The organism is Mesoterricola sp. JemC181 (assembly GCF_055384585.1).
Window position 1 is genome coordinate 4,341,159 of the sequence record NZ_AP045076.1, and the last position, 21,119, is coordinate 4,362,277.

Annotated in this window: 18 protein-coding genes and 1 riboswitch; of the genes, 16 read left to right on the plus strand and 2 right to left on the minus strand. The window is 72.8% G+C overall.

The genetic code is table 11. The features are described 5' to 3' along the window. The first annotated feature begins 136 nt into the window (after positions 1–136). Complete coding sequence (locus ACZ5MC_RS19040) at positions 137–1,573, plus strand: two-component system sensor histidine kinase NtrB (RefSeq protein ID WP_464516505.1); 1,437 nt, start codon at positions 137–139, stop codon at positions 1,571–1,573. On the opposite strand, the gene ybaK is transcribed toward ACZ5MC_RS19040, so the two are convergent. Continuing rightward, positions 1,557–2,039 carry a Cys-tRNA(Pro) deacylase gene (ybaK, locus tag ACZ5MC_RS19045; protein ID WP_306602073.1) on the minus strand — a complete coding sequence of 161 codons (483 nt, stop codon included), beginning with the start codon at positions 2,037–2,039 and terminating at the stop codon, positions 1,557–1,559. The two genes, ACZ5MC_RS19040 and ybaK, sit on opposite strands and share 17 nt — an antisense overlap. Before the next feature lie 44 nt (positions 2,040–2,083). Then, positions 2,084–2,264: riboswitch (Lysine riboswitch) on the plus strand. 112 nt (positions 2,265–2,376) lie between these two features. On the opposite strand from ybaK, the gene lysC reads away from it, so the two are divergent. The 13 genes from lysC to ACZ5MC_RS19110 all read left to right on the plus strand — a co-directional run bounded on the left by lysC (position 2,377) and on the right by ACZ5MC_RS19110 (position 17,156). Continuing rightward, on the plus strand, positions 2,377–3,720 hold the full coding sequence (lysC, locus tag ACZ5MC_RS19050; RefSeq protein ID WP_306602074.1) for a lysine-sensitive aspartokinase 3: 1,344 nt from the start codon (positions 2,377–2,379) through the stop codon (positions 3,718–3,720). Continuing rightward, positions 3,717–4,433: a 4-hydroxy-tetrahydrodipicolinate reductase gene (locus ACZ5MC_RS19055; RefSeq protein WP_464516506.1), complete on the plus strand. Its 717-nt coding sequence runs from the start codon at positions 3,717–3,719 to the stop codon at positions 4,431–4,433. The genes lysC and ACZ5MC_RS19055 overlap by 4 nt, the downstream gene beginning before the upstream one ends. Beyond that, positions 4,430–5,308, plus strand: a complete 879-nt coding sequence (gene dapA, locus ACZ5MC_RS19060) for a 4-hydroxy-tetrahydrodipicolinate synthase (RefSeq protein WP_464516507.1) — start codon at positions 4,430–4,432, stop codon at positions 5,306–5,308. The genes ACZ5MC_RS19055 and dapA overlap by 4 nt, the downstream gene beginning before the upstream one ends. Next, positions 5,308–6,114, plus strand: a complete 807-nt coding sequence (locus ACZ5MC_RS19065; protein ID WP_306602077.1) for a 2,3,4,5-tetrahydropyridine-2,6-dicarboxylate N-succinyltransferase — start codon at positions 5,308–5,310, stop codon at positions 6,112–6,114. The genes dapA and ACZ5MC_RS19065 overlap by 1 nt, the downstream gene beginning before the upstream one ends. Next, positions 6,111–7,220 carry a pyridoxal phosphate-dependent aminotransferase gene (locus ACZ5MC_RS19070; protein WP_464516508.1) on the plus strand — a complete coding sequence of 370 codons (1,110 nt, stop codon included), beginning with the start codon at positions 6,111–6,113 and terminating at the stop codon, positions 7,218–7,220. The genes ACZ5MC_RS19065 and ACZ5MC_RS19070 overlap by 4 nt, the downstream gene beginning before the upstream one ends. Next, on the plus strand, positions 7,217–8,359 hold the full coding sequence (locus ACZ5MC_RS19075) for a type III PLP-dependent enzyme domain-containing protein (protein ID WP_464516509.1): 1,143 nt from the start codon (positions 7,217–7,219) through the stop codon (positions 8,357–8,359). Before ACZ5MC_RS19070 ends, ACZ5MC_RS19075 begins: the two co-directional genes overlap by 4 nt. Positions 8,360–8,410: 51 nt before the next feature. Further along, positions 8,411–9,418 (plus strand): M20 family metallopeptidase, encoded by a 1,008-nt coding sequence (locus tag ACZ5MC_RS19080; RefSeq protein WP_464516510.1) that lies wholly within the window; start codon positions 8,411–8,413, stop codon positions 9,416–9,418. Continuing rightward, the gene (asd, locus tag ACZ5MC_RS19085) at positions 9,415–10,467 is read left to right on the plus strand and encodes an aspartate-semialdehyde dehydrogenase (RefSeq protein WP_464516511.1); all 1,053 of its coding nucleotides are present in this window, start codon (positions 9,415–9,417) and stop codon (positions 10,465–10,467) included. Before ACZ5MC_RS19080 ends, asd begins: the two co-directional genes overlap by 4 nt. 11 nt (positions 10,468–10,478) lie before the next feature. Beyond that, a complete protein-coding gene (locus ACZ5MC_RS19090; protein ID WP_306602082.1) occupies positions 10,479–11,213 on the plus strand; it encodes an ABC transporter ATP-binding protein in 735 nt (244 codons plus the stop codon). Next, positions 11,204–12,769, plus strand: coding sequence for a hypothetical protein (locus ACZ5MC_RS19095; RefSeq protein WP_464516512.1), 1,566 nt, complete (start codon positions 11,204–11,206; stop codon positions 12,767–12,769). Before ACZ5MC_RS19090 ends, ACZ5MC_RS19095 begins: the two co-directional genes overlap by 10 nt. An 80-nt stretch (positions 12,770–12,849) precedes the next feature. Further along, complete coding sequence (locus ACZ5MC_RS19100) at positions 12,850–13,149, plus strand: hypothetical protein (protein WP_464516513.1); 300 nt, start codon at positions 12,850–12,852, stop codon at positions 13,147–13,149. 771 nt (positions 13,150–13,920) lie between these two features. Continuing rightward, on the plus strand, positions 13,921–15,120 hold the full coding sequence (locus ACZ5MC_RS19105; RefSeq protein ID WP_464516514.1) for a hypothetical protein: 1,200 nt from the start codon (positions 13,921–13,923) through the stop codon (positions 15,118–15,120). Next, positions 15,117–17,156, plus strand: a complete 2,040-nt coding sequence (locus tag ACZ5MC_RS19110; RefSeq protein ID WP_464516515.1) for a transglutaminase domain-containing protein — start codon at positions 15,117–15,119, stop codon at positions 17,154–17,156. Before ACZ5MC_RS19105 ends, ACZ5MC_RS19110 begins: the two co-directional genes overlap by 4 nt. Here the strand turns inward: ACZ5MC_RS19110 and ACZ5MC_RS19115 are convergent. After that, entirely contained in the window at positions 17,140–18,111 is a 972-nt protein-coding gene (locus tag ACZ5MC_RS19115; RefSeq protein WP_464516516.1) for a YoaK family protein, read from the minus strand. The genes ACZ5MC_RS19110 and ACZ5MC_RS19115 overlap by 17 nt on opposite strands. A gap of 131 nt (positions 18,112–18,242) precedes the next feature. Here ACZ5MC_RS19115 and ACZ5MC_RS19120 point away from each other — a divergent pair, with 131 nt between their 5' ends. After that, entirely contained in the window at positions 18,243–20,192 is a 1,950-nt protein-coding gene (locus tag ACZ5MC_RS19120; RefSeq protein ID WP_464516517.1) for a proton-conducting transporter transmembrane domain-containing protein, read from the plus strand. Then, complete coding sequence (locus tag ACZ5MC_RS19125; RefSeq protein WP_306602089.1) at positions 20,189–21,118, plus strand: respiratory chain complex I subunit 1 family protein; 930 nt, start codon at positions 20,189–20,191, stop codon at positions 21,116–21,118. Before ACZ5MC_RS19120 ends, ACZ5MC_RS19125 begins: the two co-directional genes overlap by 4 nt. Position 21,119 lies beyond the last annotated feature (1 nt).

Below are 21,119 nucleotides of genomic sequence, written 5' to 3' on the forward strand. Positions count from 1 at the left end.
CGAGCCAGCGGAAACCGCTCGTCTTTTTCTTGCAGGAGCTTATCTTGGTGGCACCCAAGAGCCGGAGGAGGAAACGGGCATGTGGCGGGGGGTCCCGGTGGAATTCATATTTATTATTAATTCAAATTCGGCATAAATGCCTACTCCCGTGGACCGCGCCGTCCGCATCCTGCACCTGGAGGCATGCCCCGGGGACGTGGAGCAGGTCAAGGACCTGCTGGACCGGGAGGGTCTCCTGGCCGACCTGACCTGGGTGAACGACCGCGACGGCTTCCTCTCGGCCCTGGCGGACGGCCGGAGCTTCGACCTCGTCCTGGCGGACTGCGCCCTGCCCGGCATCGGCGGGGAGGAGGCCCTGGAGATCGCCCGGAACCGGGCCCCGGACCTGCCGTTCCTCTTCCTTTCCCGGAGCCTCGGCGAGGAGCGGGCCGCGGCGTGCCTGCGACGGGGCGCAGCGGACTGCGTGCCCAAGGACGACCCGGCCCGGCTCGCCCCGGCGGTTCGCCGGGCCCTGGCCGGGGGCCGGGCCCCCGTGGCGGCCGGCCCACGGGGCTTCACGGAGGCCGCCCTGGCAGCGCGGGTGGTGCCGTGGATCCTCACGGGGGACCGCCTGGCCATCCCCGAAGCGGCGGAGGCGATCCTCGGCCTTTCTCCCCTGCCCGGGGACCTGGAGGGCCTCGTGGCCATCCTCCACCCCGAGGACGCCGACCTTTTCCTGGAGGCCCTGGAGCGGAGCCGCAACGTGAGCTTCCGCGCCCGCATCCGCCGTTCCGGCGGCGATTGGGGATGGACGCGCTGGAACGTGGACCGGGGCCCCGAGGGCTACCGGGGGGTCATCATGGACATCACCGAGGAGGCCTGGCGGGACGGGCGGATGCACCAGCGCCGGCGCATGGACGGCGCGCGCGAGCTGGCCAGGCGCCTCGCAGCCAGGCTCCAGGGGCCCCTGGGGGGCTGCGTGGACGAGCTGCGCACCCTGGCGGCGCTCCCGGGCCAGGAGCGGCGCCTGCGGGAAGCCCTCCTGTCCCTGGACGAGGCCGGGCGCCTCCTGGCGCAGCTGCGGGCCTTTGCCCACCTGGGACGCCCGGCCCGGGTGGCCACACCGCCCAACGCCTTCGTGGTGAGCCTCCTGGCCCGGGCCCGGGAGGCCGCCGGACCCGGCATCCGCATCGACTTCGAGCCCGGGGCGGACCTGCCCGAGGCGCCCCTGGACCCCGCCGCCCTGGAGCAGGCCCTGGGCGCCCTCCTGGCCAACGCCCGGCAGGCCCTGGGCGGCTCCGGCGCCATCCGCGTGGCCACCGGGATCCTGCCCCCCCGGCCCTACCGCCCCGGCGGAACCCCCGGCCCCATGCGGACCCGGATCTACATCGAGGTGCGGGACGCGGGCCCCGGCATCCCGCCCGCCATCCGCGGCAAGGTCTTCGACCCCTTCTTCACCACGCGCCTGGAGCGCGGCAGCGCGGGCCTGGGCCTCGCCATGGCCTGGGAGATCCTGGAGGGCCACGGCGGCTCCGTGCAGCTGGAGAGCGCGCCCGGCAAGGGCACCGCGGTCCGGCTCATCCTTCCTGTGTAGCGTCCACCGCCACGGTGCGCACGGCACGGGCCAGGTCCGCCGGGGCCACGCCCACCAGGAAGCCGCGGCTGCCGCCGTTGAGGTAGGCCCGCTCCAGGGCGAGGATGCTCCGCTCCACGTAGACGGGCATCGGCTTGCGGGTGCCCAGGGGGCTGGTGCCGCCCACCAGGTAGCCGGAGTGCCGGTTGGCCACCTCGGGCTTGCAGATGTGCACGGTCTTGCACCCGATCTGCCGGGCCAGGGCCTTGGTGCTCACCTCCCGGTCCCCGTGCATGAGGACGATCAGCGGGCGGGCGGCCTCGTCCTCCATGATGAGGGTCTTCACCACGGCGTGCTCGTCCACGCCCAGCGACTGGGCGGCCACGAGGGTTCCGCCGTGGTCCTGGTAGGTGTACAAATGCTCCGTATAGGGAATCTTGAGTTCCCTGAGGAGACGGGTGGCCGGGGTCGAGGGCGCCTTGGACATGCCCCAAGTATGTTGCACTCGGGGCGGGAATGTGCCACGGTTGAAAAACCGATGGAGGAGCGATTCCCATCAGTAGGCCGAGGGAGGGTTGATGGACCCGCTGATCTCTGCTGAAAGGGGAGGATCGCCGAAAGGGTTGCGAATCATCGACGCACTCCTTGGACGTCAGGGCTAAAACCCGGCGGCTGTCGCGGCGCCAAATCGCCGCGGAGTGCCTTAGGACGACAAGCCGGTCCCCTGGGGCCGGGGAGGGGTCAAGGGTCTTCATCCGTTTCCCGATGGAGGCCCTCGTGACGAACCTGCCCAACCCAGTTCCAGCATCCCCCGGGGGTGCGCGATGATCGTCATGAAATTCGGCGGGTCCTCGGTGGCCGACGCCCCCTGCATGCGGGAGGTCGCGGCCCTGGCCGCGGCGGCCCACCCCCGTTCCCCCCTGGTGGTCCTCTCGGCCACGGCCAGGACCACCGACCAGCTCTTCGAGGCGGCCACGAAGGCCGAGGGCGGGGACCTGCCCGCGGCCCTGGCCCTCCACGCCGCGCTCATCGGGCGCCACCGGGGCCTGGCGGAGGAACTCATGCCCGCGGGGCTCCCCGCGGACCTGGACGGGGCCCTGGCGGACCTGGCCGCCGAACTGGACCTCCTCCTGCGGGGCGTGGCCCTCCTCAAGGAGCTCTCCCCCAGGAGCATGGACGCCATCGCCAGCATCGGAGAGCGGCTCTCCACCCGCATCCTGGCCGCATTCATGGGCGCGGCGTGGGTGGACGCCAGGACCATCGTGCGCACCGACGCCGCCTTCGGCTCGGCCCGTCCACTCGTTCCCGAGCTGGAGTCCCTGGCGGCCGCCATCCTCTCGCCCCTGCTGGGCCCCGGCCGGGCCGTGGTGACCCAGGGCTACATCGGCGCCACCGCCCAGGGCCTCACCACCACCCTGGGCCGCGGCGGCTCCGACTTCAGCGCCGCCCTCTTCGGCGCGGCCCTGGGGGCCGAGGACATCCAGATCTGGACGGACGTGGAGGGCGTGCTCACCAGCGATCCCCGGGTGGTGCCCGACGCCCAGCCCATCCCCGAGCTGAGCTTCGCCGAGGCCGGGGAGCTGGCCGCCTTCGGCGCCAAGGTGCTCCACCCCGCCACCATCCAGCCCGCGGTGGACAAGGGCATCCCCGTCACCGTGCGCCACACCCGCCGGCCCCAGGGCCGCTTCACCACCATCACGGCCGAGGTGCGCACGGGCCGGCCCGTGACGGCCCTGGCCCACCGGGGCCCGGTGACGGTCCTCACGGTGGCCTCGGCCCGCATGCTGAACCAGAGCGGGTTCCTGGCGCGGCTCTTCGACGTCTTCGCCCGGCACAAGGTGAGCGTGGACCTCATCGCCACCGCCGAGGTGAGCGTCAGCCTCACGGTGGAGGCCGACGCGCCCCTGGAGGAGCTGATCGCGGACCTGTCGGCCTTCGCCACGGTGGGCGTGGCCACGGGCCGTGCCATCGTGGCCATCGTGGGCGAGCGGCTCAAGCACACGCCGGGCATCACGGGCCAGGCCTTCGGCGCCATGAGCGACATCAACGTGGAGATGATCAGCATGGGGGCCAACGAGATCAACCTGAGCATGGTCGTGACGGCCGCCGAGGCGAAGGACGCCGTGCGCCGGCTCCACGCCGCCCTCATCGGGGGAGGCGCGGCATGAGGATCGGGATCTTCGGGAAGGGCCGGCTGGGTTCGGCCATCGCGCTCGAGGCCCGGGCGGCCCCCGATGTGGAGCTGGCCTGGACGCTGGATTCGGAAGGGGTGCCCACCCCCGTGGACCTGGCCATCGACGCCAGCGTGGCGGGCGCCGTGGACGGCCACCTGGCCTGGGCCCTGGAGACCGGCGCGGACCTGGTGATCGGCGCCACGGGGTGGGCGCTGCCCGGCCTCGAGGCGCGCATCGGCGGGCGCATCGGCGTGCTCGCCGCGCCCAACTTCAGCCTGGCTGTCTCGCTCATGGCGCGGCTCTCCACGGTGCTGGGACGCTTCGCGGCCCTGGACGGGGACCTGGACCCCTACCTCCTCGAGCACCACCACCGCCTCAAGGCCGACGCCCCCAGCGGCACCGCCCGCAGGCTGGCGGAGGCCGTCCTGGCCGGGTTCCCCGGCAAGACCGGCTGGACCCTGGGCGCGCCCGCGTCCGATCAGCTCGGCATCTCCGTCATCCGCGCCGGGTCCGAGTTCGGCACCCACACCCTGGGCCTGGACGGGCCCGCCGAGACCCTGCGCCTGTCCCACCAGGCCCGCTCCCGGGCCGTGTTCGCCCGGGGCGCCCTGCGGGCGGCGCGCTGGCTGCGGGGACGCAAGGGCCTGTGCACCTTCGACGACTACGCCCGCGAGATCCTCGACCCCCTTTTCGGAGACCTGCCATGACGCTCACCGGACTCTTCGTGGCCCTGGCCACGCCCTTCACGCCGGCCGGCGACGTCGACCGGGCCGCCTACCGCCGCCTCGTCCGCCATGTGGCCGGCGGCGGCGCCCACCTGGTGGTCCTGGGGACCACCGGCGAGGCCCCCACCATCCTGGACGACGAGCGGGACGCCCTGGTGGACATCACCCTGGAGGAGGCCGGCTCCGCCACGGTGATCGTGGGCACCGGCTCCAACGCCACGCGGCAGGCCGCGGCGTGGACCCGCAGGGCCCAGGCCCAGGGCGCCCACGGCGCGCTGGTGGTCACCCCCTACTACAACAAGCCCACCCCGGAAGGGATCAGGGCCCACTTCGAGGCCGTGGCCGAAGCGGCCCCCGGCCTGCCCCTGGTCGTCTACAACGTGCCGGGCCGCACGGGGCTCAACCTGACGCCCCAGGCCCTGGCCCGGCTCTGGGAGAACCCCCAGGTGGCCGCCGTGAAGGAGTCCAGCGGCAACCTCGCGCAGATCGCCGAGATCGCCCGCACCCTGCCCGAGGGCAAGGCGCTTCTCGCGGGCGACGACAACCTGGCCGTGGCCAGCATCGCGGTGGGCGCCTCGGGCCTCGTGAGCGTGCTGGGCAACGTCCTGCCCCGGGAGACGGCGCGCCTGGTGAAGCTGGCCCTGGACGGCCGAAGGGCCGAGGCCATCGCCCTCCACCAGCAGCTCCTGCCCCTCATGGACGCCCTCTTCCTGGAGAGCAACCCCATCCCCCTGAAGGCGGCCCTGGAGCTCCTGGGCCTGTGCGGCCCCACCCTGCGCCTGCCCCTGGTGCCGGCGGCCCCAGCCACCCGGGCCCGCCTTGCCGAGCTCCTGCCCCGCCGCGGCGAGGTGGCCTGATGGACCTTCAGGCCTTCTACTCCCGCCCCATGGACGCGATCCTCGCCGACCCGGCCCTGCCGCAGGTCTTCGAGGTCTTCCTGGAGGCCCTGGAGCGCGGCGCCGCCCGCGCGGCCTCCCCCGACGCCCAGGGGAACTGGCACGCCAACGCCTGGGTGAAGACCGCCATCCTGGCCGGCTTCCGCTCCACCGCCACCGAGGAAGTGCCGGGCTGGCCCGGACCCTGCTTCGACCGCGCCGCCTACCCTCCCAGGGCCTTCTCCCTGGCCGACGGGGTGCGCCTCGTGCCCGGCGGCAGCGCCGTGCGCCGCGGGGCCTTCGTCGCCCCGGGCGTGGTCATCGTGCCCCCGGCCTACATCAACGTCGGGTCCTTCGTGGACGAAGGGGCCATGGTGGACAGCCACGCCCTGGTGGGCAGCTGCGCCCAGATCGGCAAGCGCGTCCACCTCTCGGCCGCGGCCCAGGTGGGCGGCGTGCTCGAGCCCGCCGGCGCCCTGCCCGTGGTGGTGGAGGACGAGGCCTTCGTGGGAGGCCTGTGCGGCCTGTTCGAGGGGGTCGTGGTCAAGCGCCGCGCGGTGCTGGCCCCCGGCGTCATCCTCACGGCCTCGACGCGGATCTTCGACCTGGTCAACGAGCGCGAGATCACCCGCGTGGTGCCCGAAGGCGCCGTGGTGGTGCCCGGCACGCGGCCGGCCTCGGGCATGTTCGCCATGCAGAAGCGCCTCTCGGTGAGCGCCCCGTGCATCGTCAAGTACCGCGACGGCAAGACCGACGCCGGCACCGCCCTGGAGGAGGCCCTCCGTTGATCCCCGCCGCGCGCCTCGCCCACCTGCGTCCCAGCCCCATCCGGGCACTGTCCGAAGGCGCGCCTCCCGACGCCGTGGCCATGGGCCTGGGCGAGCCCGGCTGGGACCTGCCCCTGCCCGCGGTGGAGGCCCTGGCGCGCTTTTCCGGTCCCTGCGCCTATGGGCCCAACGCGGGCCTGCCCGAACTTCAGGATGCGGTGGGCGCCTTCCACGGCACGCCGGCCCGGGACGTCCTCCTCACCGCCGGCAGCCAGGGCGCGCTGTTCGCCCTGACGCAGGCCTACTCGGAGCCCGGGGACGCCGTGCTGGTGCCCGACCCGGGCTTCCTGGCCTACCCCGCCCTGGCCCGCATCGCCGGGGCCGAGCCCGTGCCCTACCCCCTGGGCCCCGGCTTCGGGCTGGACGCGGACCTGTTCAGGGCGGCCCTGGACGCCGCCCCCCGGGCCCGCCTGGCCCTGGTGAACCATCCCGGGAATCCCACCGGGGCCGGGTGCTCCCGGGCCGCCCTGGCGGAGGTGGCCGAGGCCTGCGCCAGGCGCGGCGTCCTGCTCGTCTCCGACGAGGTCTACCGCGACCTGCGCCTGGGGGACCCGGCGCCCTCCCTGCGCGACGTGACCCAGGGCGGCATCGTCCTGGGCTCCGTGAGCAAGGCCTGGGGCGCCCCCGGGCTGCGGGTGGGCTGGGCCCTGGGGGAGGCCCCGCTGCTGGCCCCGGCCCGCCTGGTGCACGCCTACATGGTCACCGCCCCGGCCCGCACCTCGCAGCTTGCGGCCCTGGCCCTGGTGCGGGAATCGGGCGCCGTGCTCGCCCAGGCGCGGGAGCACCTGCGGGCGCGGTGGGAGGCCTTCTCGGAGGCCTTCGCGCGCCACTTCGGGCAGGTCCCGCAACACGGAGCGGGGGGCTTCTACCACTGGCTGGCCCTGCCGCCCGGGGCCGACCCCATGCCCTTCTGCCTTCGCCTGCGCGACGAGGGCCGCGTGGTGGTGGTGCCGGGCCAGGCCTTCGGGGAGCGGGGCCGCGGCTTCGTGCGCCTCAGCTACGCGGGGGATCCCGCCCTCATCCGGGAGGGCGTCCGGCGCCTGGCCCCGTTCTGGAGCACACCATGAACCTCTTTGCCTTCGATGACGCCGCCTGCGACCGGCTCGCCCGGGAGGGCACGCCCCTGTTCGCCTACAGCCTCGCGGCCGCCGAGGCCCAGTTCCGCACCCTCCGGGCCGCCCTGCCCCCCCGGGTCCGGGTCGCCTACGCCGTGAAGGCCAATCCCCATCCCCGGCTCCTCCAGCTCTTCGGGGAACTGGGGGCCTCCTTCGACTGCGCCTCGGCCGGGGAGCTGGCGCGGGTGGCCGAGCTCGCCCCGGGCCGGATCCTCTATGCCGGCCCCGGCAAGCGCACCGCGGAACTGGACCTGGCCCTGAGCCTGGGGGTGCGCGTCCAGGCCGAGGGCTGGGAGGACCTGGAGCGCCTTGAGCGCCTGGCCCCGGGCCCCGTGGCCGTGAACCTGCGGGTGCACCCCGCCGGCGGAATCCAGGAGGGCTCGCCCATCATCGGGGGCACGGGCCCCTCCGCCTTCGGGGTGGACGAGGAGGACCTGCCGGTCCTGCTCAAGCGGGCCGAAGGCCTGCGCAAGGTGGCCATACGCGGCCTGCACGTGTTCGCCGCCAGCAACGAGCGGGACGCCTCCAGGCTCCTGGCCACCCACCGGCACGTCCTGGGCATGGCGCGCCTCCTCCAGGAGGCCCTGGGCACGGAGCTCGAGCAGGTGGACCTGGGCGGAGGGCTGGGCATCCCCTACGCCCCCGGCGAGATGCCCCTGGACGTGGAGGCCCTGGGCAGGGGCCTGGGCGAGCTGCTCGCGGCCTGCCCCTGGTTCAAGGGCGAACTCGTCCTGGAGCCGGGCCGGTTCCTGGCCGGCCCCTGCGGAATCTACCTCACCCGCGTCACCCGCGTGAAGGAGAGCCGGGGGGTGCGGTTCGTGATCCTGGAGGGGGGCGTCAACCACCTGCTGCGGCCCCTGCTCACGGGCCAGGCCTTCCCCACCCGGGCCGTGGCCTCCGCGGGCGCGCGGCGCCCCGCGACCCTGGCCGGGCCCCTGTGCACCAGCCTGGACCGCCTGGGCGAGGTGGAACTGCCCGAGGTGGGACCCGGGACCCTGCTGGCGATGGGCATGGCGGGAGCCTACGGCTTCACCGAGGCCATGACGCCCTTCCTCTCCCACCCCGCCCCGCGGGAACGGTGGGAGGCCTGAATGGTTGAAATCGTTGGCCCGCCATGGGACGGTTCTTGGGTGGGAGCATCCATGCTGCAGCCGCGCCGGCTACTTGAGGACCTCTGCGCCCTGGATTCCACCACGGGCCGGGAAGCCGCGCTGCTCCCCGCCCTCCTGCCGGCCCTGGAGGCCCTGGGAGCGCGGGTGGAGATTCGGGAGTTCCGGCCGGGCCGCTGCAACGTGCTGGCCACCTGGGGCGAGCCCCGGGTGCTCTTCTCCACCCACCTGGACACCGTGCCGCCCTTCCTGCCCCCGCGTTGGGAGGGGGAGGCCCTGTTCGCCCGCGGCGCCTGCGACGCCAAGGGCCAGATCGTGGCCCAGCTCCTGGCAGCGGAGCAGCTGCGCGGCGAAGGCGTGGCCTGGCTCGGCGTCGCCGGGGAGGAGACCGACAGCCTGGGCGCGCAGGAGGCCCTGGCCTGGAAGGACCGCTTCACCACCTGCCGGGCCCTGGTCAACGGGGAACCCACGGAGCTCAAGGTGGCCACGGGCCAGCGCGGCGTGAAGAACCTGCGCCTGGCCTGCTGCGGGAAGGCCGCCCACGGCGGCAGCCCCGAGCTGGGCCACAGCGCCATCCTGGACCTCCTGGACTGGCTGGAGGGCGTCCGCCGCATTCCGCCGGGCCAGGATCCCGACCTGGGCCCCGAGGTGTGGAACCTGGGCACCATCCAGGGCGGGGAGGCCGTGAACATCGTCCCCGACCGCGCCCAGGCCCTGCTCAACGTGCGCACCGTCCCCGGGTCCTCCTTCCAGGCCCGGGTGGAGGCGCTCCGCCCCCCCCTCGGCACGGTCGAGCTGCAGGTGGACGAGCCCCCCTGCCTCTACCCCGCGCTGCCGGGTTTCGAAAGGGCCTTCATGCCCTTCGGCTCCGACGCCCCCTGCCTGCGCCATCTCATCCCGGACCTCACCGCGGTCCTCGCCGGCCCCGGCAGCATCCGGGTGGCCCACACCGCGGGCGAACACCTCACCATGCAGGACCTCGCGGCCGGCGCCCAGCTCAACCTGCGCCTCGCCCGGCATTTTCTCCAGGAGCACCCATGAACCGCATCCCCGTCACCGTCCTTGGCGCCACCGGCGTCGTCGGCCAGCGCTTCGTGCGCCGCCTCCTGAACCACCCCATGTTCGAAGTGGTGTGCATCGCCGCCAGCGACCGCAGCGCCGGCAAGCGGTACCGGGACGCCTGCGAATGGCGCCTGGACGGCGAGCCCTACGGCGGCCTCGGGGACCAGGTGCTGGTGCCCTCCGACCCCGCCGAGGCCCTCTCCCCCATCGTCTTCAGCGCGCTCGACAACGCTCCCGCCAGGGAGATCGAGCCCGCCTTCGCCCGCGCCGGGGGCCACGTCTTCAGCAACGCGGCGTCCTTCCGCATGGACCCGGACGTGCCCCTGCTGGTGCCGGAAGTCAACCCCGGCCACCTGGCCCTGCTTGATTCCCAGCGCTCGCGGAGGGACTGGAAGGGCAGCATCCTCACCAACCCCAACTGCACCACCACCGTCCTGGTGATGGCCCTGGCCCCGCTGCACGAGGCCTTCGGCGTGGAGACGGTGATCATGACCTCCATGCAGGCCGTGAGCGGCGCCGGCTACCCCGGCGTGCCCAGCCTGGACATCCTGGGCAACATCATCCCCTACATCGGCGGCGAGGAGGGCAAGGTCGAGATCGAGACCGGGCGGCTCCTGGGAAAGGTGGAAGGCGGCCTCGCCGTATCCGATCCCATGACGGTCTCGGCCCTGTGCTACCGCGCCCCGGTCATCGACGGGCACACCGAGAGCGTGAGCGTGCGCCTCCGGGGGAACCCCACCCCCGACCAGGTGCGCGAGGCCCTGGCGGCCTGGAAGCCCCTGCCCCAGCGCCTGGGCCTGCCCAGCGCCCCCGAGGTCCCCATCCGCCTCCACGCGGCCGAGAACCGGCCCCAGGTGCGCAGGGACGTGGAGATGGACGGCGGCATGAGCGTCCACGTGGGCCGCATCCGCCCCTGCAACGTCCTGGGCATCAAGTTCTCGCTCCTGGGCCACAACACGGAGCGCGGCGCCGCCGGGGGCTCGGTGCTCAACGCGGAGCTGGCCGTGGCGCAGGACTTCGTGTCCTAGCCCCTCCGGCCATGATCGCAGCGGAGGGGCTCGGCAAGCGGTTCGGCGACACCTGGGCCCTCCGGGACCTGAGCCTCCGGGTCCCGGAGGGCGCCTTCCTGGCGGTGCTGGGCCGCAACGGCGCGGGCAAGACGACCCTGGTGCGGCTGCTCACGGGCCAGCTGCGCGCCACGGAGGGCTCGGTGCGGGTGGCGGGGCTCGATCCCGCCGGAGCGCCCCTGGAGCTGCGGCGAATGGTCGGCGTCATGCCCGAGGAGGGCGCCCTCCTGGAGGACCTCGGGGGCGCCCAGTACCTGCAGTTCGTGGGCCGCCTCCACGGCCTGGGCCGGGAGGTCCTGGCGGAGCGCGTCGCGGAGCTGGAGGCCTGCCTGGAAGTGGGCTTCGGGCCCCGGCCCATCCGGGACTACAGCTACGGCATGAAGAAGAAGCTGGCGTTCTCGGCGGCCCTCCTCCACGGGCCGCGCCTGGTCTTCCTGGACGAACCCTTCGAGGGGCTGGACCCGTCCGTCGTGCGCAGCCTCCTGGCGGCCCTGGGGCAGCTGCGGGACCGGGGGGTCACGGTGGTCATGACCAGCCATCAGCTGAGCCTCGCGGAGCGTCTGGCCACACGGATCCTGCTGGTGGAGGAGGGGCGCCTCCTGGTGGACGGCGCCGCCGGAGACGTGCTGGGCCCCGACGAGGACCTGGAGGGCCTCTTCCTGCGCCTGGTGGGGCGCGGCCGGGCCGGGCGGCTCTCGTGGATCTGAGGGCCCTGGGCGCCCTGTGGTCGGCCCGGAGCGGGACCCCGCGCCCGCCTCTGCGCCCGGCCCTGGCCGCCCTCCTGGCACCGGTGGCCGTCTGGCTCGGGGGCGCCGCCTTCTGGGCCGGGACCCGCGCGGGGAGCGGCCTCGCCGGCCTGGACCCCGCGGCCGCGGGGACCCTCCTGTGGAGGCTCCCGCTGGTCCTGGGCTTCGCCGGAGCCCTTTGGGACGGCGGCTGCGTGGTGGACCCCCGTCCCTGCCGCCCCCACTTCATCGCCCCCCGCACCCTGGTGCTGGCGGAAGCGATGCTGGGCCTCACCACGCCGGTGAAGCTGGCGCTTGCGGCCCTGGGGCTGTCCTTCACCGCGGGGCTGGGCTGGGGCGGGCCCGGACGGGTCCCCCTGGGCCTGTCGTATTCCCTGCTCCTGGTCCTCTGGACCGCGTGCCTGGAGCGGGTCATCCATGTCCTCGCCCCGGCGGGCATCCTGCGCCAGCGGGCCTTCCTGGGCGTGATCCTGGGCCTCGGCGCGGGCCTGGCGGCCCTGTCCACCCTGGGCGGCGCCGCGGTCCCGGCCTGGGTCACGGCGGCGGAGCGCCTCTGGGCCCTGCCCGGGATCCGCCTGGTGAGGTTCTGGCAGACCGGGGCCTGGCCGCTGCTGGCCGTCCCGCTGGGGGCGACCCTTGGCCTCCTGGCGCTGACGGGCGCCTGCGTCCGCCGGGAACTGGCCGTCGACCGCCGGCCGGGAGCGGCCCTGGACGGGGGCCGGATCTGGGCCTTCCGCCGGCCCTGGGCCGGCCTCGCGCGGCTCCAGTTCCACCAGCTCCTGGCCAGCCGGGCCGGGCAGATGCGGCTCCTGATGCTCCTGCTCTCCGTCCTCCTGGCGAAGGAGCCCGAGCTCCTCACCGTGGGCACCGTGCAGATGCCCCGGGCCTGGCCGGCGCTGGCGGCGGGCCTCACCTTCGGCGCCGTGCTCGTGGTGCCCCTGTGCAACCTCCTGGGGTTCGACCGCGGCGGGGTGCAGACCTGGTGGACGGCGCCCCTGGCCGCCCGGGACCTCCTGCTGGGCAAGGTGCTGGGCTGCGCCGCCTACGCCGCCCTGGCCGCGCCGGTGCTGCTGGCCCTCCTCGCCAAGGCCCAGGCGTGGAGCCTGCAGCGGCCCGGCGGGGACGGCCTCCGGGTGCTCCCCTCGGCGCGGCCCATGGCCCCTGGCGAAGCCCTGGCCCTGGCCCTCCTTCTGGCCGCCCTTTTCCTCTGGTGGGCCGGGTCGGGCCTGGCCCGGTCGCTGCGGGCGCCCTGGCCCATGCCCTTGGGCAGTTACGGAGTGAAGACCGAATTCGACGAGGAGAAGGTGGCCCGGGTGGCGATCCTGCTGGCGCCGCTGGCGTGGATGGTGCCGGCCTACGGCGCGGCCCTGCTCCTGGACTGGAAGGCGGCCGCTGCGGCCATGGCCCTCCTGGCCCTGGTGGCCGCGGCCCGGTTCAGGGGGCGCCTGGAGGCGGCCGCGGCGGAACTCGCGCTCAGGCGCGAAGACCTCACACTGGGCCTCATGTCACAGACTTGACAGGACTTTCGGGTCCACGGGAACGTTGGGCATCCCCAACGACAGCCTTGCCCGCCCTCAAGAACCCAAGAGGCTCCGCCATGAATTGGAATCCCGCCCTCCCCGCGCTCGCCGCGGCCCTGCCGCTGCTCCTGGCTTGCGGCGGCGGCATCGGAGGCTCACCGGTGGCGCCCCCCACGGCCGTCAAGGTCACGCAGACGTCCTACCTGGTGCTGGAAGTCGCCTGGCAGCCCTCGGAGGGCAAGATCGACTTCTACGAACTCCAGGGCAGGTTCGCGCCCGAGCCCTGGGGACTGACCTTCGCGCCCGACAGGAACGACGGCACGGCGGAGCCGGTGGGCCCCTCCGGGACGTACCGGTGCTACCTAGAAAAGCCCTGACCGGAGGATCCATGCGACGCTTCCCGGCCGCCGCCCTTCTCTGCCTCGCCCTTCTCCCTGCCCTCGCCGGCGCGGAACCGGCGCCGGAATACTGGCGACCCCTCCCCGCGGACGTCTGGGCCATGACCGAGGCCAGCCTGCCCGGGGGCCTCGGGGCCGTCAACCTCGCGCGGCGCCTGCGCGTCACGGACACCGCGGTCCTGAACGAGTTCCGCATCCGCATCTGCAGCCAGCGCGGCCGGAGAGCCGCGGAATTCACGCCCTTCGCCAAGGACGGGACCGTCGTCGGCAGGGTGGTCTACCCCGACGGCCGGGAACTGGCCTTCGATTCCCAGAAGGACTTCCACCTCCAGACGAGCCTCTCCACCCGCGACCGGGAGATCCAGGAGAAGGTCCTCGTGCCGCCGGGGCTCACCGACGACTGCGTCGTGGACCTGCGGTGGGAGGAGCCCAGGTACTGGGCCTACTGGGCCAAGCTCGGCCGGGGCAGCGAGTCCTGGCACCTGGCCTCCAGCTTCCCCACCCGGATCCTCACCATCGAAGTGAGCCGTGCCAACTGGTTCGATTTCTTCTTCAATTCCGGGGGACTGGCGTGCGTCCCGTACGACGCCCCCGGATTCAAGGTTCTGACCATCAAGGACGTGCCGGCTTCGATCGACGTCCCCTTCTCCCTCAGGTCGGTCCGCAACAGTCCCCTGCTGAAGCTCTACGTCCAGGGCAACCTCATCCGGGCCGCTTCGCCAGGGCAAGGAGGCCTTCTGGAAGAAGGTCGTGGAGCTCTACAAGGACTTCTTCACCAAGGACCTGGTCATGGGCACCCGCTACCGGGCCTTCTCGGATGTCATCCGCACGGGTCTTCCGGCCGGGCACCAGGCGCTCGCCCAGGAACTGGCCCTGCGCATCCAGGACAAGGTCCTGAACCTGAGCAGGCTGAGCCTGGATGAAAGGTCCCGCAGGACCCGCAAGGAGTCCGAGGAGCGCATCGAGGCCAAGGACCTGGAGGCGCTGGCCAGACGCGGAACCGCGAACGGCGATGGGATCTTCACCCTGTTCCTGCAGCTGCTCAAGGAGGCCGGGGTCACGCCCAAGCTGCTTCTGGTGGTGGACCGGGAAAAGGGGATCTTCCACGCCGAGGAGAAGAACATCAACCAGATCGACGACTACCTGGTGAGCGTCGAGGAGCCCGGGAAGCCCCCCATCTGGCTGGATCCCGCCCTGCGGTTCGCCCCGCCCACCCTGGTCCTCCCCAACTACCAGGGCACGCCCTGCATCGAGATCGAGACCGCAGGCTGGACCAGCAGGTTCGTCGACCTGCCTTCCCAGGCCTCCTCCACCAACCAGCGGCGGGACACCTACCGCCTGGAACTCCTGCCCGACCAGGACCGGTTCACCCTGGAGGCGGACTTCCTGGGCAACGACGACTACAACGGGAAGTGGGCCTTCATGAACCTGGAGCCCCGGGAGCAGGACCGCAAGCTGCGGGAACAGCTGGAAGGCCGCCTGGACACCCTCATCGACAAGGCCCAGGTGCTCAACGCCACCGATCCCCGCAAGCCCATCCAGTGGAAGGCCGAGGGCCGCATCGACCGGGCCGTGGGCAGGCATCGCCGGGTGGACCCCTTCCCCATGACGCCCTATGCCCTGTCCGTTCCCGACGCCCTCCCCGAGACGAGGTCGGAGTGGATCGTGCTTCCCTACCAGCTGGAACGCCTTGCCGTGAGCCGTTTCCTCCTGCCCCCGGGCTACGCGTGGAAGGGCGCCCCGCCCTACCAGCGGTCCAACGAGTTCGGCTCGGTGAGCCTCACCGCCGAGCTCGTCGAGGGCCCCGGGGGCCCGGAGGGGGTCGCCACGCTCCAGGTCAAGGTCGTCAAGGCGATGGCCAACCCGGGCCGGTGGAGCGCGTTCAAGGATTTCCTGGGCTGGATCCGGGAAGCCGGCTCGACCCAGCTCATCCTCGAGAGGAAGCCATGAGCTTACGCAGCCTCGCCCTCCTCGCGCTCCTCGCCCCGGCCCTCGCGGCCCAGGCCATCCGGGGCCTGCCCGACTGGGCCATGCCGCACGCCATCCAGGGAGCCTCGGAAACCCCCGCCGGGGACCCCGACGCCTGGGTGATCCTGGACCGCACTGAATTCGCCTATCGGGGCGACGGAGAAATCCGCAAGCGAAACTTCCGCCTTGTGCACATCCGCACGGAGCGGGGACTGGACCAGGGCGGCTACTTCATCCACGGCCTGGGCGGCGCCTCGAGCCGGATCAGGAAGCTCAAGGGCTGGAACCTCCGCCCCGACGGCGAGGTCGTGAGGCTCGACCGGGACTTCATCGAGACCGTGGGCGGGGGGAGCGCCGCGGACTATTCCACCGGCACCACCACGGTCGCCGTCCTGGACCGGGTCGTCAAGGGCAGCTACGTGGCCTTCGAATCCGAGGAGACCATCACCCATCCCCTGGGCCCGCTGGATGGCTCCACCATCCTCGAGGCCCGGCCCATCCGGCGCTGGGAGCTGGCGATGGCCAAGTCGGTGGGATGGTTCACCGCCACCTCCACGGAGGGCGTCAGCCTGCGGCTGGAGACCCGCCACTTCCCGCCCCTCTTCCCCCAGCCCGACCCCAAGGCCACCTCCCTGGCCCTAAGCGACCTGCCCGCCCTGCCCCGGAACGAAGCCGCCGCCCCCGGCGCCAGGAACTTCCTGCCCTGGGTGGCCCTGGCCTTTGCCGACGCCTCCCTGAAGAACGTCCCCGACCTCGCCAGCTGGGACACCTACGCGAAATGGGTCCACGGCGTCTACGAGGCCCGCACCCTTCCGTGCAGGCCCGTTGACCTCGCCGGCGCCACCGGGCTGGACGCGCTCCGGACCATCCGGCGCTGGATGCAGCGGGAGATGACCTACAAGCAGGTCTACCTGACACCGGACCGGGGCTGGGTTCCCGAATCCCCCAGGGAGGTCCTCCGCGCGCGGTTCGGCGACTGCAAGGATCTGGCGGGGCTGTTCATGGCGGCCGCCAGGGACGCGGGTCTCGAGGCGGTCCCCGTGAAGGCCCGCATCGTGGAGGGCTCCATCGAGCCAGGGGAACCCGTGGGCCCCTTCGCCTTCAACCACGTCATCGCCGGCATCCGGCTGGAAAAGACCTCGGGAATGCCCGCGGAGGTCGTCACGCCCCTGGGCCGGTTCCTGCTGGTCGACCTCACGGAGCAGTTCACGCCCCTGGGCCGCCTGGGAGAGGCCCACCGGGGCGGGCGCGTGCTCATCTGCACCGCCCAGGGCGCGGCCTGGGCGGAGATCCCCGCGGCGGCCATCGTTCCGTCCAGGGTGGAGGTGCGCCTGGAAGGCACCGAGACCGACAGCGGCGGCCTCAAGGGCACCCTCTCCGTCACCGAGACGGGCAGCGGCGCGGGACTCCGGCACCTGGCCCTCTCCGGAGGGTCCAAGGCCGTGCGGGAGCGCTGCGCCACGCTGCTGGACCTTCCCGCGGGGTCCAGGTGGGACCTGGCGCGCCTGGCGGACCCCAAGGACGGCCAGGAGACCTTCCAGGCGCAGGTGGCCTTCGAGGTGCCCGAAGCCCTGGAGCCCACGGGTTCGGAATGGCTCCTCCCCCATTTCGGCCTCCCGCCCAGCCCCGCGTCCATCCAGCGGCTGGGCCAGCCCCGGCGCCTGCCGGTCGCCGTGCAGGACGGGCCCGGATGGGACTGGCACGCCACCCTCCACCTGCGCGCCCCCAAGGCCCCCGCCACGCCCGAAGCGGACCTGGAGACGCCCTTCCGCACCCTCCACTGGACCGCGAAGCGCGATGGGCTGACCCTGGACCTTCATCTGCGCCAGACCCGCAGGCAGGTGCTCTATCCCTACGAGCGCCGCGAGGAGGGCGTGCAGGACCAGCGCGACGACTGGAAGCGGTTCCGGACCTTCGTGGACGCGGCCCTCACCGTGGTCCCGCCGCCGCCCCCCGCTCCCGAGCCCCCCGCGCCGGAGCCCCCCAAGGCGAAGAAGCGGCCTACTTCCCCCGGATGAAAAGGTCCCGCGCCAGCGCCCTGGCATCAGTGTAGTCCGGCATCCCGCCCATCATGCGCCAGCGCACCCGCAGCTCGTGCACCACGGGCCGCACCGCCAGGATGAACAGGAAGGCAGCGAGGAAGACCGTGACCTTGTAGCCCACGTGGCGGAAGCCCACGGCCCCCACGAAACCGCCGCCCGCGAAGGACAGCAGGATCAGGCCATGCAGCTTGAGGCGGTCGCGGTTGGCCCGGATGGGGTCGCTGCCGCGGCGGTGGAAGACGTTGGGGTACACCAGGCGGCTGAGCTCGATGCCGAAGTCGGTGAGGTTTCCGGTCATGTGGGTGGTGCGGACCTCGGCGTTGGAGATGCTGGTGACCACGGAGTTGTGCATCCCCATCATGAAGGAGAGGAGGATGATGGTCATGGGCAGGAAGAACTCCCGCTGGTGGCTGAGGGTGGCGCCCATGAGCCCGAAGAGCAGGAGGAGGCCGGCCTCGATCATCAGGCTCAGGGCGTAGTGGGCCCGGAACTTCAGGCGCCGGCCCAGGTTGATCAGGGTGCCCGCGGTGAACGCGCCCAGGGTGAAGCACACCAGGATCTCCAGCGCGGCGTAGGCCAGGCGCATGCGGCCCCGGGCCAGCTCGTCGGCGAAACGGGAGAAGGTGCCCGACACATGGGAGGTGTAGGTCTTCACGGCCAGGAACCCGCCGGCGTTGACGGCACCGGCGATGAAGGCCATGGACCAGGCCAGCTGCCGGTTCAGGATCTTGCTTCGGTCCGCGCCCTGCTTGGTGAGGAGGTTGGCGTCCAGGGGAAGCAGGTCCAGGGTCGTCCCGATGGCCTTGCCGATGCCGTGGGGCACGGTCTCGAGGTTCAGGTGGCCCTGGAGGGCCCTCACGGTCCGCTTCCGGGCCACGCGCAGGTATCGATGGTGCCGCCGCGAATGGACGGGGGGGCGATGCGGGCTCATGGTCTCCATTATTCCGGCCGCGGCAGCGGATGGGGATTAAATGATAGACTCTTCGGAGCCACGCCCCGATACGACGCACCCCAGGAAGAACTCCGAGCATCGAACCGGGACCGTGCTGCTCCGGCGGAACGATGGTGCTTCAGAGTCTCTATTTCAGCGCACTGCTCCTGGCCACCCTTTCCGGGGTGCCCGGCCTGGCGTGGCCCGCCCGCGGGGGGCGCGCGGTGTCCTGGATGCTTGCCGGTTCCGCCCTGTGCGCCCTCGGACTCGCCGGGAGCGTCCTCTACGGGGGGCTGGCCTGGCAGGCCGAACTGCGGTGGGCCCTTCCCGGGGCCCATTTCCTTTTCAGGGGGGACCCCATCGGGACCTTCATCCTGGTGCCGGCGACCCTGGTGCCCGCCATCCTCTCCTTCTACGCCGAGGGCTACTGGAGCGACGGCACCCACGCCGACACCGCCCCGACCCTGCGGCTCTTCTTCGGGATCTCGGTGGGCTGCATGGTCCTGCTCACCGCCGCGGCCAACGCCGTGCTCTTCCTCTTCGGCTGGGAGATCATGGCGATCCTGGCCTTCCTGATGGTCACCACCAGCGACCAGGACGCCGCGGTGCGCGATGCCGGGTGGATCTACCTGGTGGCCTCCCACACCGGCGCCCTCATGCTCTTCGCGGGCTTCGCCCTGCTGGCCCTGGGCACGGGCACCGGCTTCGACCTGGGGCCCGTGCGCGCGGGCTTCGCCTCCACGCCCGCGGGCACCGCGGCCTTCCTCCTGCTCCTCGGGGGCTTCCTCCTCAAGGCCGGTGTGGGGCCCCTCCACGTGTGGCTCCCCGGGGCCCATGCGGCCGCCCCCAGCCACGTGAGCGCCCTGCTGTCGGGGCTCATGCTCAAGATGGGGATCCTCGGGATCCTGCGGATCATCGCCTGGACCCCGGACCCGCCGCTCTGGTGGGCGGGACTCCTCACGGGCCTGGGCGCTGCCTCGGGGATCATGTCCATGGCCTTCGCCCTGGGCCAGAAGGACCTCAAGCGGCTCCTGGCCTACAGCTCCATCGAGAACGTCAGCGTCATCGCCCTGGGCCTGGGGCTGGCCCTGGCGGGCAAGACCCTGGGCCTGCCCGCCCTGGTGCTGCTGGGCGGCGCCGGCGCCCTCTTCCACCTGCTCAACCACGCCCTCCTCAAGCCCCTGCTCTTCATGGGCGCCGGGTCGGTGATGCACGCCACGGGCACCCGCGACCTGGAGCGGCTGGGAGGCCTGGCCCGCGCCATGCCCCGCACGGCCTTCCTCTTCCTGGCGGGTTCCTTCGGCATCTGCGCCCTGCCCCCCCTCAACGGCTTCGCGGGCGAGTGGCTCATCTACCTGGGGGCCTTCCGCGGCATCCAGCCCCAGGGCTGGGTGTGGTCCGTGGTGACCCTGGCCTCGCTGGCCGTCATCGGGGCCCTGACCGTGGCCTGCTTCACCCGGGCCTACGGCATCGTCTTCCTGGGCGAGCCCCGGAAGGACCTGGGCGCCCCCGCCCACGAGTCCCCCCGCAGCATGACCGGGACCATGGCCGTGCTGGCCGGGATCTGCCTGTTCATCGGCCTGTTCCCGGCCGCCCTGGCCCCCGCCCTGCAGGCGGCGGCGCGCGACCTGGGCCCGGGCCTGCCCTCCCTGGGGAGCCTGGCCAGCCTCGGGTCGCTCTCCCTGGTGGCGGTCATCGGCATCCCCATGGGCCTGGCGGTGTGGCAGGCCATCCGCAGGGGCCCCTCCACCCGGGCCGTCACCTGGGACTGCGGCTACGCCGCCCCCACGGCCCGCATCCAGTACACGGCCTCCAGCTTCTCCCGCATGCTCACGGACGCCTTCCGGTGGCTGCTCCTGCCCATCGAGCGCATCCCCCGCATCCAGGGGCTCTTCCCCCGCGAGGCCCGCTTCCAGTCCCAGGCCCCCGACACCCTCCTGGACCGCGGCCTGAACCCCGCGGCCTCCTTCGTGGCCTCGGTGCTGAGCTGGCTGCGCTTCCTCCAGGCCGGGCACCTGCCCATCTACCTCCTCTACGTGGTGCTCACCCTCGTGGCCCTCTTCGCGTGGACCCTGAAATGATCCGGAACCTGGCACAGCCCGCCCTCGTGCTCCTGGCCCAGATGGCCCTGACGCTGGCCCTGGCCCCGCTGCTCCCGGGGATCGTGAACAAGGTCAAGGCCCTGTTTGCGGGGCGGCTGGGGCCGCCCGTGCTCCAGCTCTACTACGACCTCGCCAAGCTCATGCGCAAGGGCGCCGTGTTCAGCCGGACCACCACCGGCGTCTTCCTCGCGGGGCCCGCGGTGTCGGTGGCGGTGCCCTTCACCGCGGCGCTGCTCATCCCCATGGGCTCGGCCACGGCCCCCGTGTCCTTCGCCGGAGACGCGGTGGTGCTGGCCTACCTCTTCGGCGTGGCGCGCTTTTTCGTGGTGCTGGCGGCCCTGGACACCGGATCGGCCTTCGAGGGCATGGGCGCCGCGCGCGAAGTGACCTTCGCGGTCCTGGCCGAGCCCGCCCTCTTCATGGGCCTGGCCACCCTGGCCCGCCTCTCGGGCGAGCCCTCCATGGCCCCCATGCTCACCGCCGCGGGCCAGGGCTGGCGCGCCGCCAGCGGGCCCCTGGCGCTGGTGCTCACGGCCTGGGTCATCGTCTTCCTCGTCGAGAACTGCCGCATCCCCTTCGACGATCCCAACACGCACCTGGAGCTCACCATGATCCACGAGGTGATGGTGCTGGACCACTCGGGGCCGCCCCTGGCCGCGGTGCTCTACGGCGCCAGCCTCAAGCTCTGGGTGCTGGGCGCCCTGGTGGTCAAGCTCTGCCTGCCGCTGCGCGGCGCGTGGTGGATCGACTGGCCCGCGTTCCTCGGTGGCATGGCCCTGCTTGCCTGCGCCGTGGGGGTGCTCGAGTCCATCATGGCCCGCCTGCGCATGCGCCGGGTCTCCCAGGCCCTCATCGCCGCCGTGGTTTCGGGCACCTTCGGCTTCCTCCTCCTCCTTCTGGCCTGAA

Bases quoted from the DNA above. Each gene is read 5' to 3' on its own strand.
- ACZ5MC_RS19040 (WP_464516505.1), top strand. From the start codon at position 137: ATGCCTACTCCCGTGGACCGCGCCGTCCGCATCCTGCACCTGGAGGCA.
- ybaK (WP_306602073.1), bottom strand. From the start codon at position 2,039: ATGTCCAAGGCGCCCTCGACCCCGGCCACCCGTCTCCTCAGGGAACTC.
- lysC (WP_306602074.1), top strand. From the start codon at position 2,377: ATGATCGTCATGAAATTCGGCGGGTCCTCGGTGGCCGACGCCCCCTGC.
- ACZ5MC_RS19055 (WP_464516506.1), top strand. From the start codon at position 3,717: ATGAGGATCGGGATCTTCGGGAAGGGCCGGCTGGGTTCGGCCATCGCG.
- dapA (WP_464516507.1), top strand. From the start codon at position 4,430: ATGACGCTCACCGGACTCTTCGTGGCCCTGGCCACGCCCTTCACGCCG.
- ACZ5MC_RS19065 (WP_306602077.1), top strand. From the start codon at position 5,308: ATGGACCTTCAGGCCTTCTACTCCCGCCCCATGGACGCGATCCTCGCC.
- ACZ5MC_RS19075 (WP_464516509.1), top strand. From the start codon at position 7,217: ATGAACCTCTTTGCCTTCGATGACGCCGCCTGCGACCGGCTCGCCCGG.
- ACZ5MC_RS19080 (WP_464516510.1), top strand. From the start codon at position 8,411: ATGCTGCAGCCGCGCCGGCTACTTGAGGACCTCTGCGCCCTGGATTCC.
- asd (WP_464516511.1), top strand. From the start codon at position 9,415: ATGAACCGCATCCCCGTCACCGTCCTTGGCGCCACCGGCGTCGTCGGC.
- ACZ5MC_RS19090 (WP_306602082.1), top strand. From the start codon at position 10,479: ATGATCGCAGCGGAGGGGCTCGGCAAGCGGTTCGGCGACACCTGGGCC.
- ACZ5MC_RS19100 (WP_464516513.1), top strand. From the start codon at position 12,850: ATGAATTGGAATCCCGCCCTCCCCGCGCTCGCCGCGGCCCTGCCGCTG.
- ACZ5MC_RS19110 (WP_464516515.1), top strand. From the start codon at position 15,117: ATGAGCTTACGCAGCCTCGCCCTCCTCGCGCTCCTCGCCCCGGCCCTC.
- ACZ5MC_RS19115 (WP_464516516.1), bottom strand. From the start codon at position 18,111: ATGAGCCCGCATCGCCCCCCCGTCCATTCGCGGCGGCACCATCGATAC.
- ACZ5MC_RS19120 (WP_464516517.1), top strand. From the start codon at position 18,243: ATGGTGCTTCAGAGTCTCTATTTCAGCGCACTGCTCCTGGCCACCCTT.
- ACZ5MC_RS19125 (WP_306602089.1), top strand. From the start codon at position 20,189: ATGATCCGGAACCTGGCACAGCCCGCCCTCGTGCTCCTGGCCCAGATG.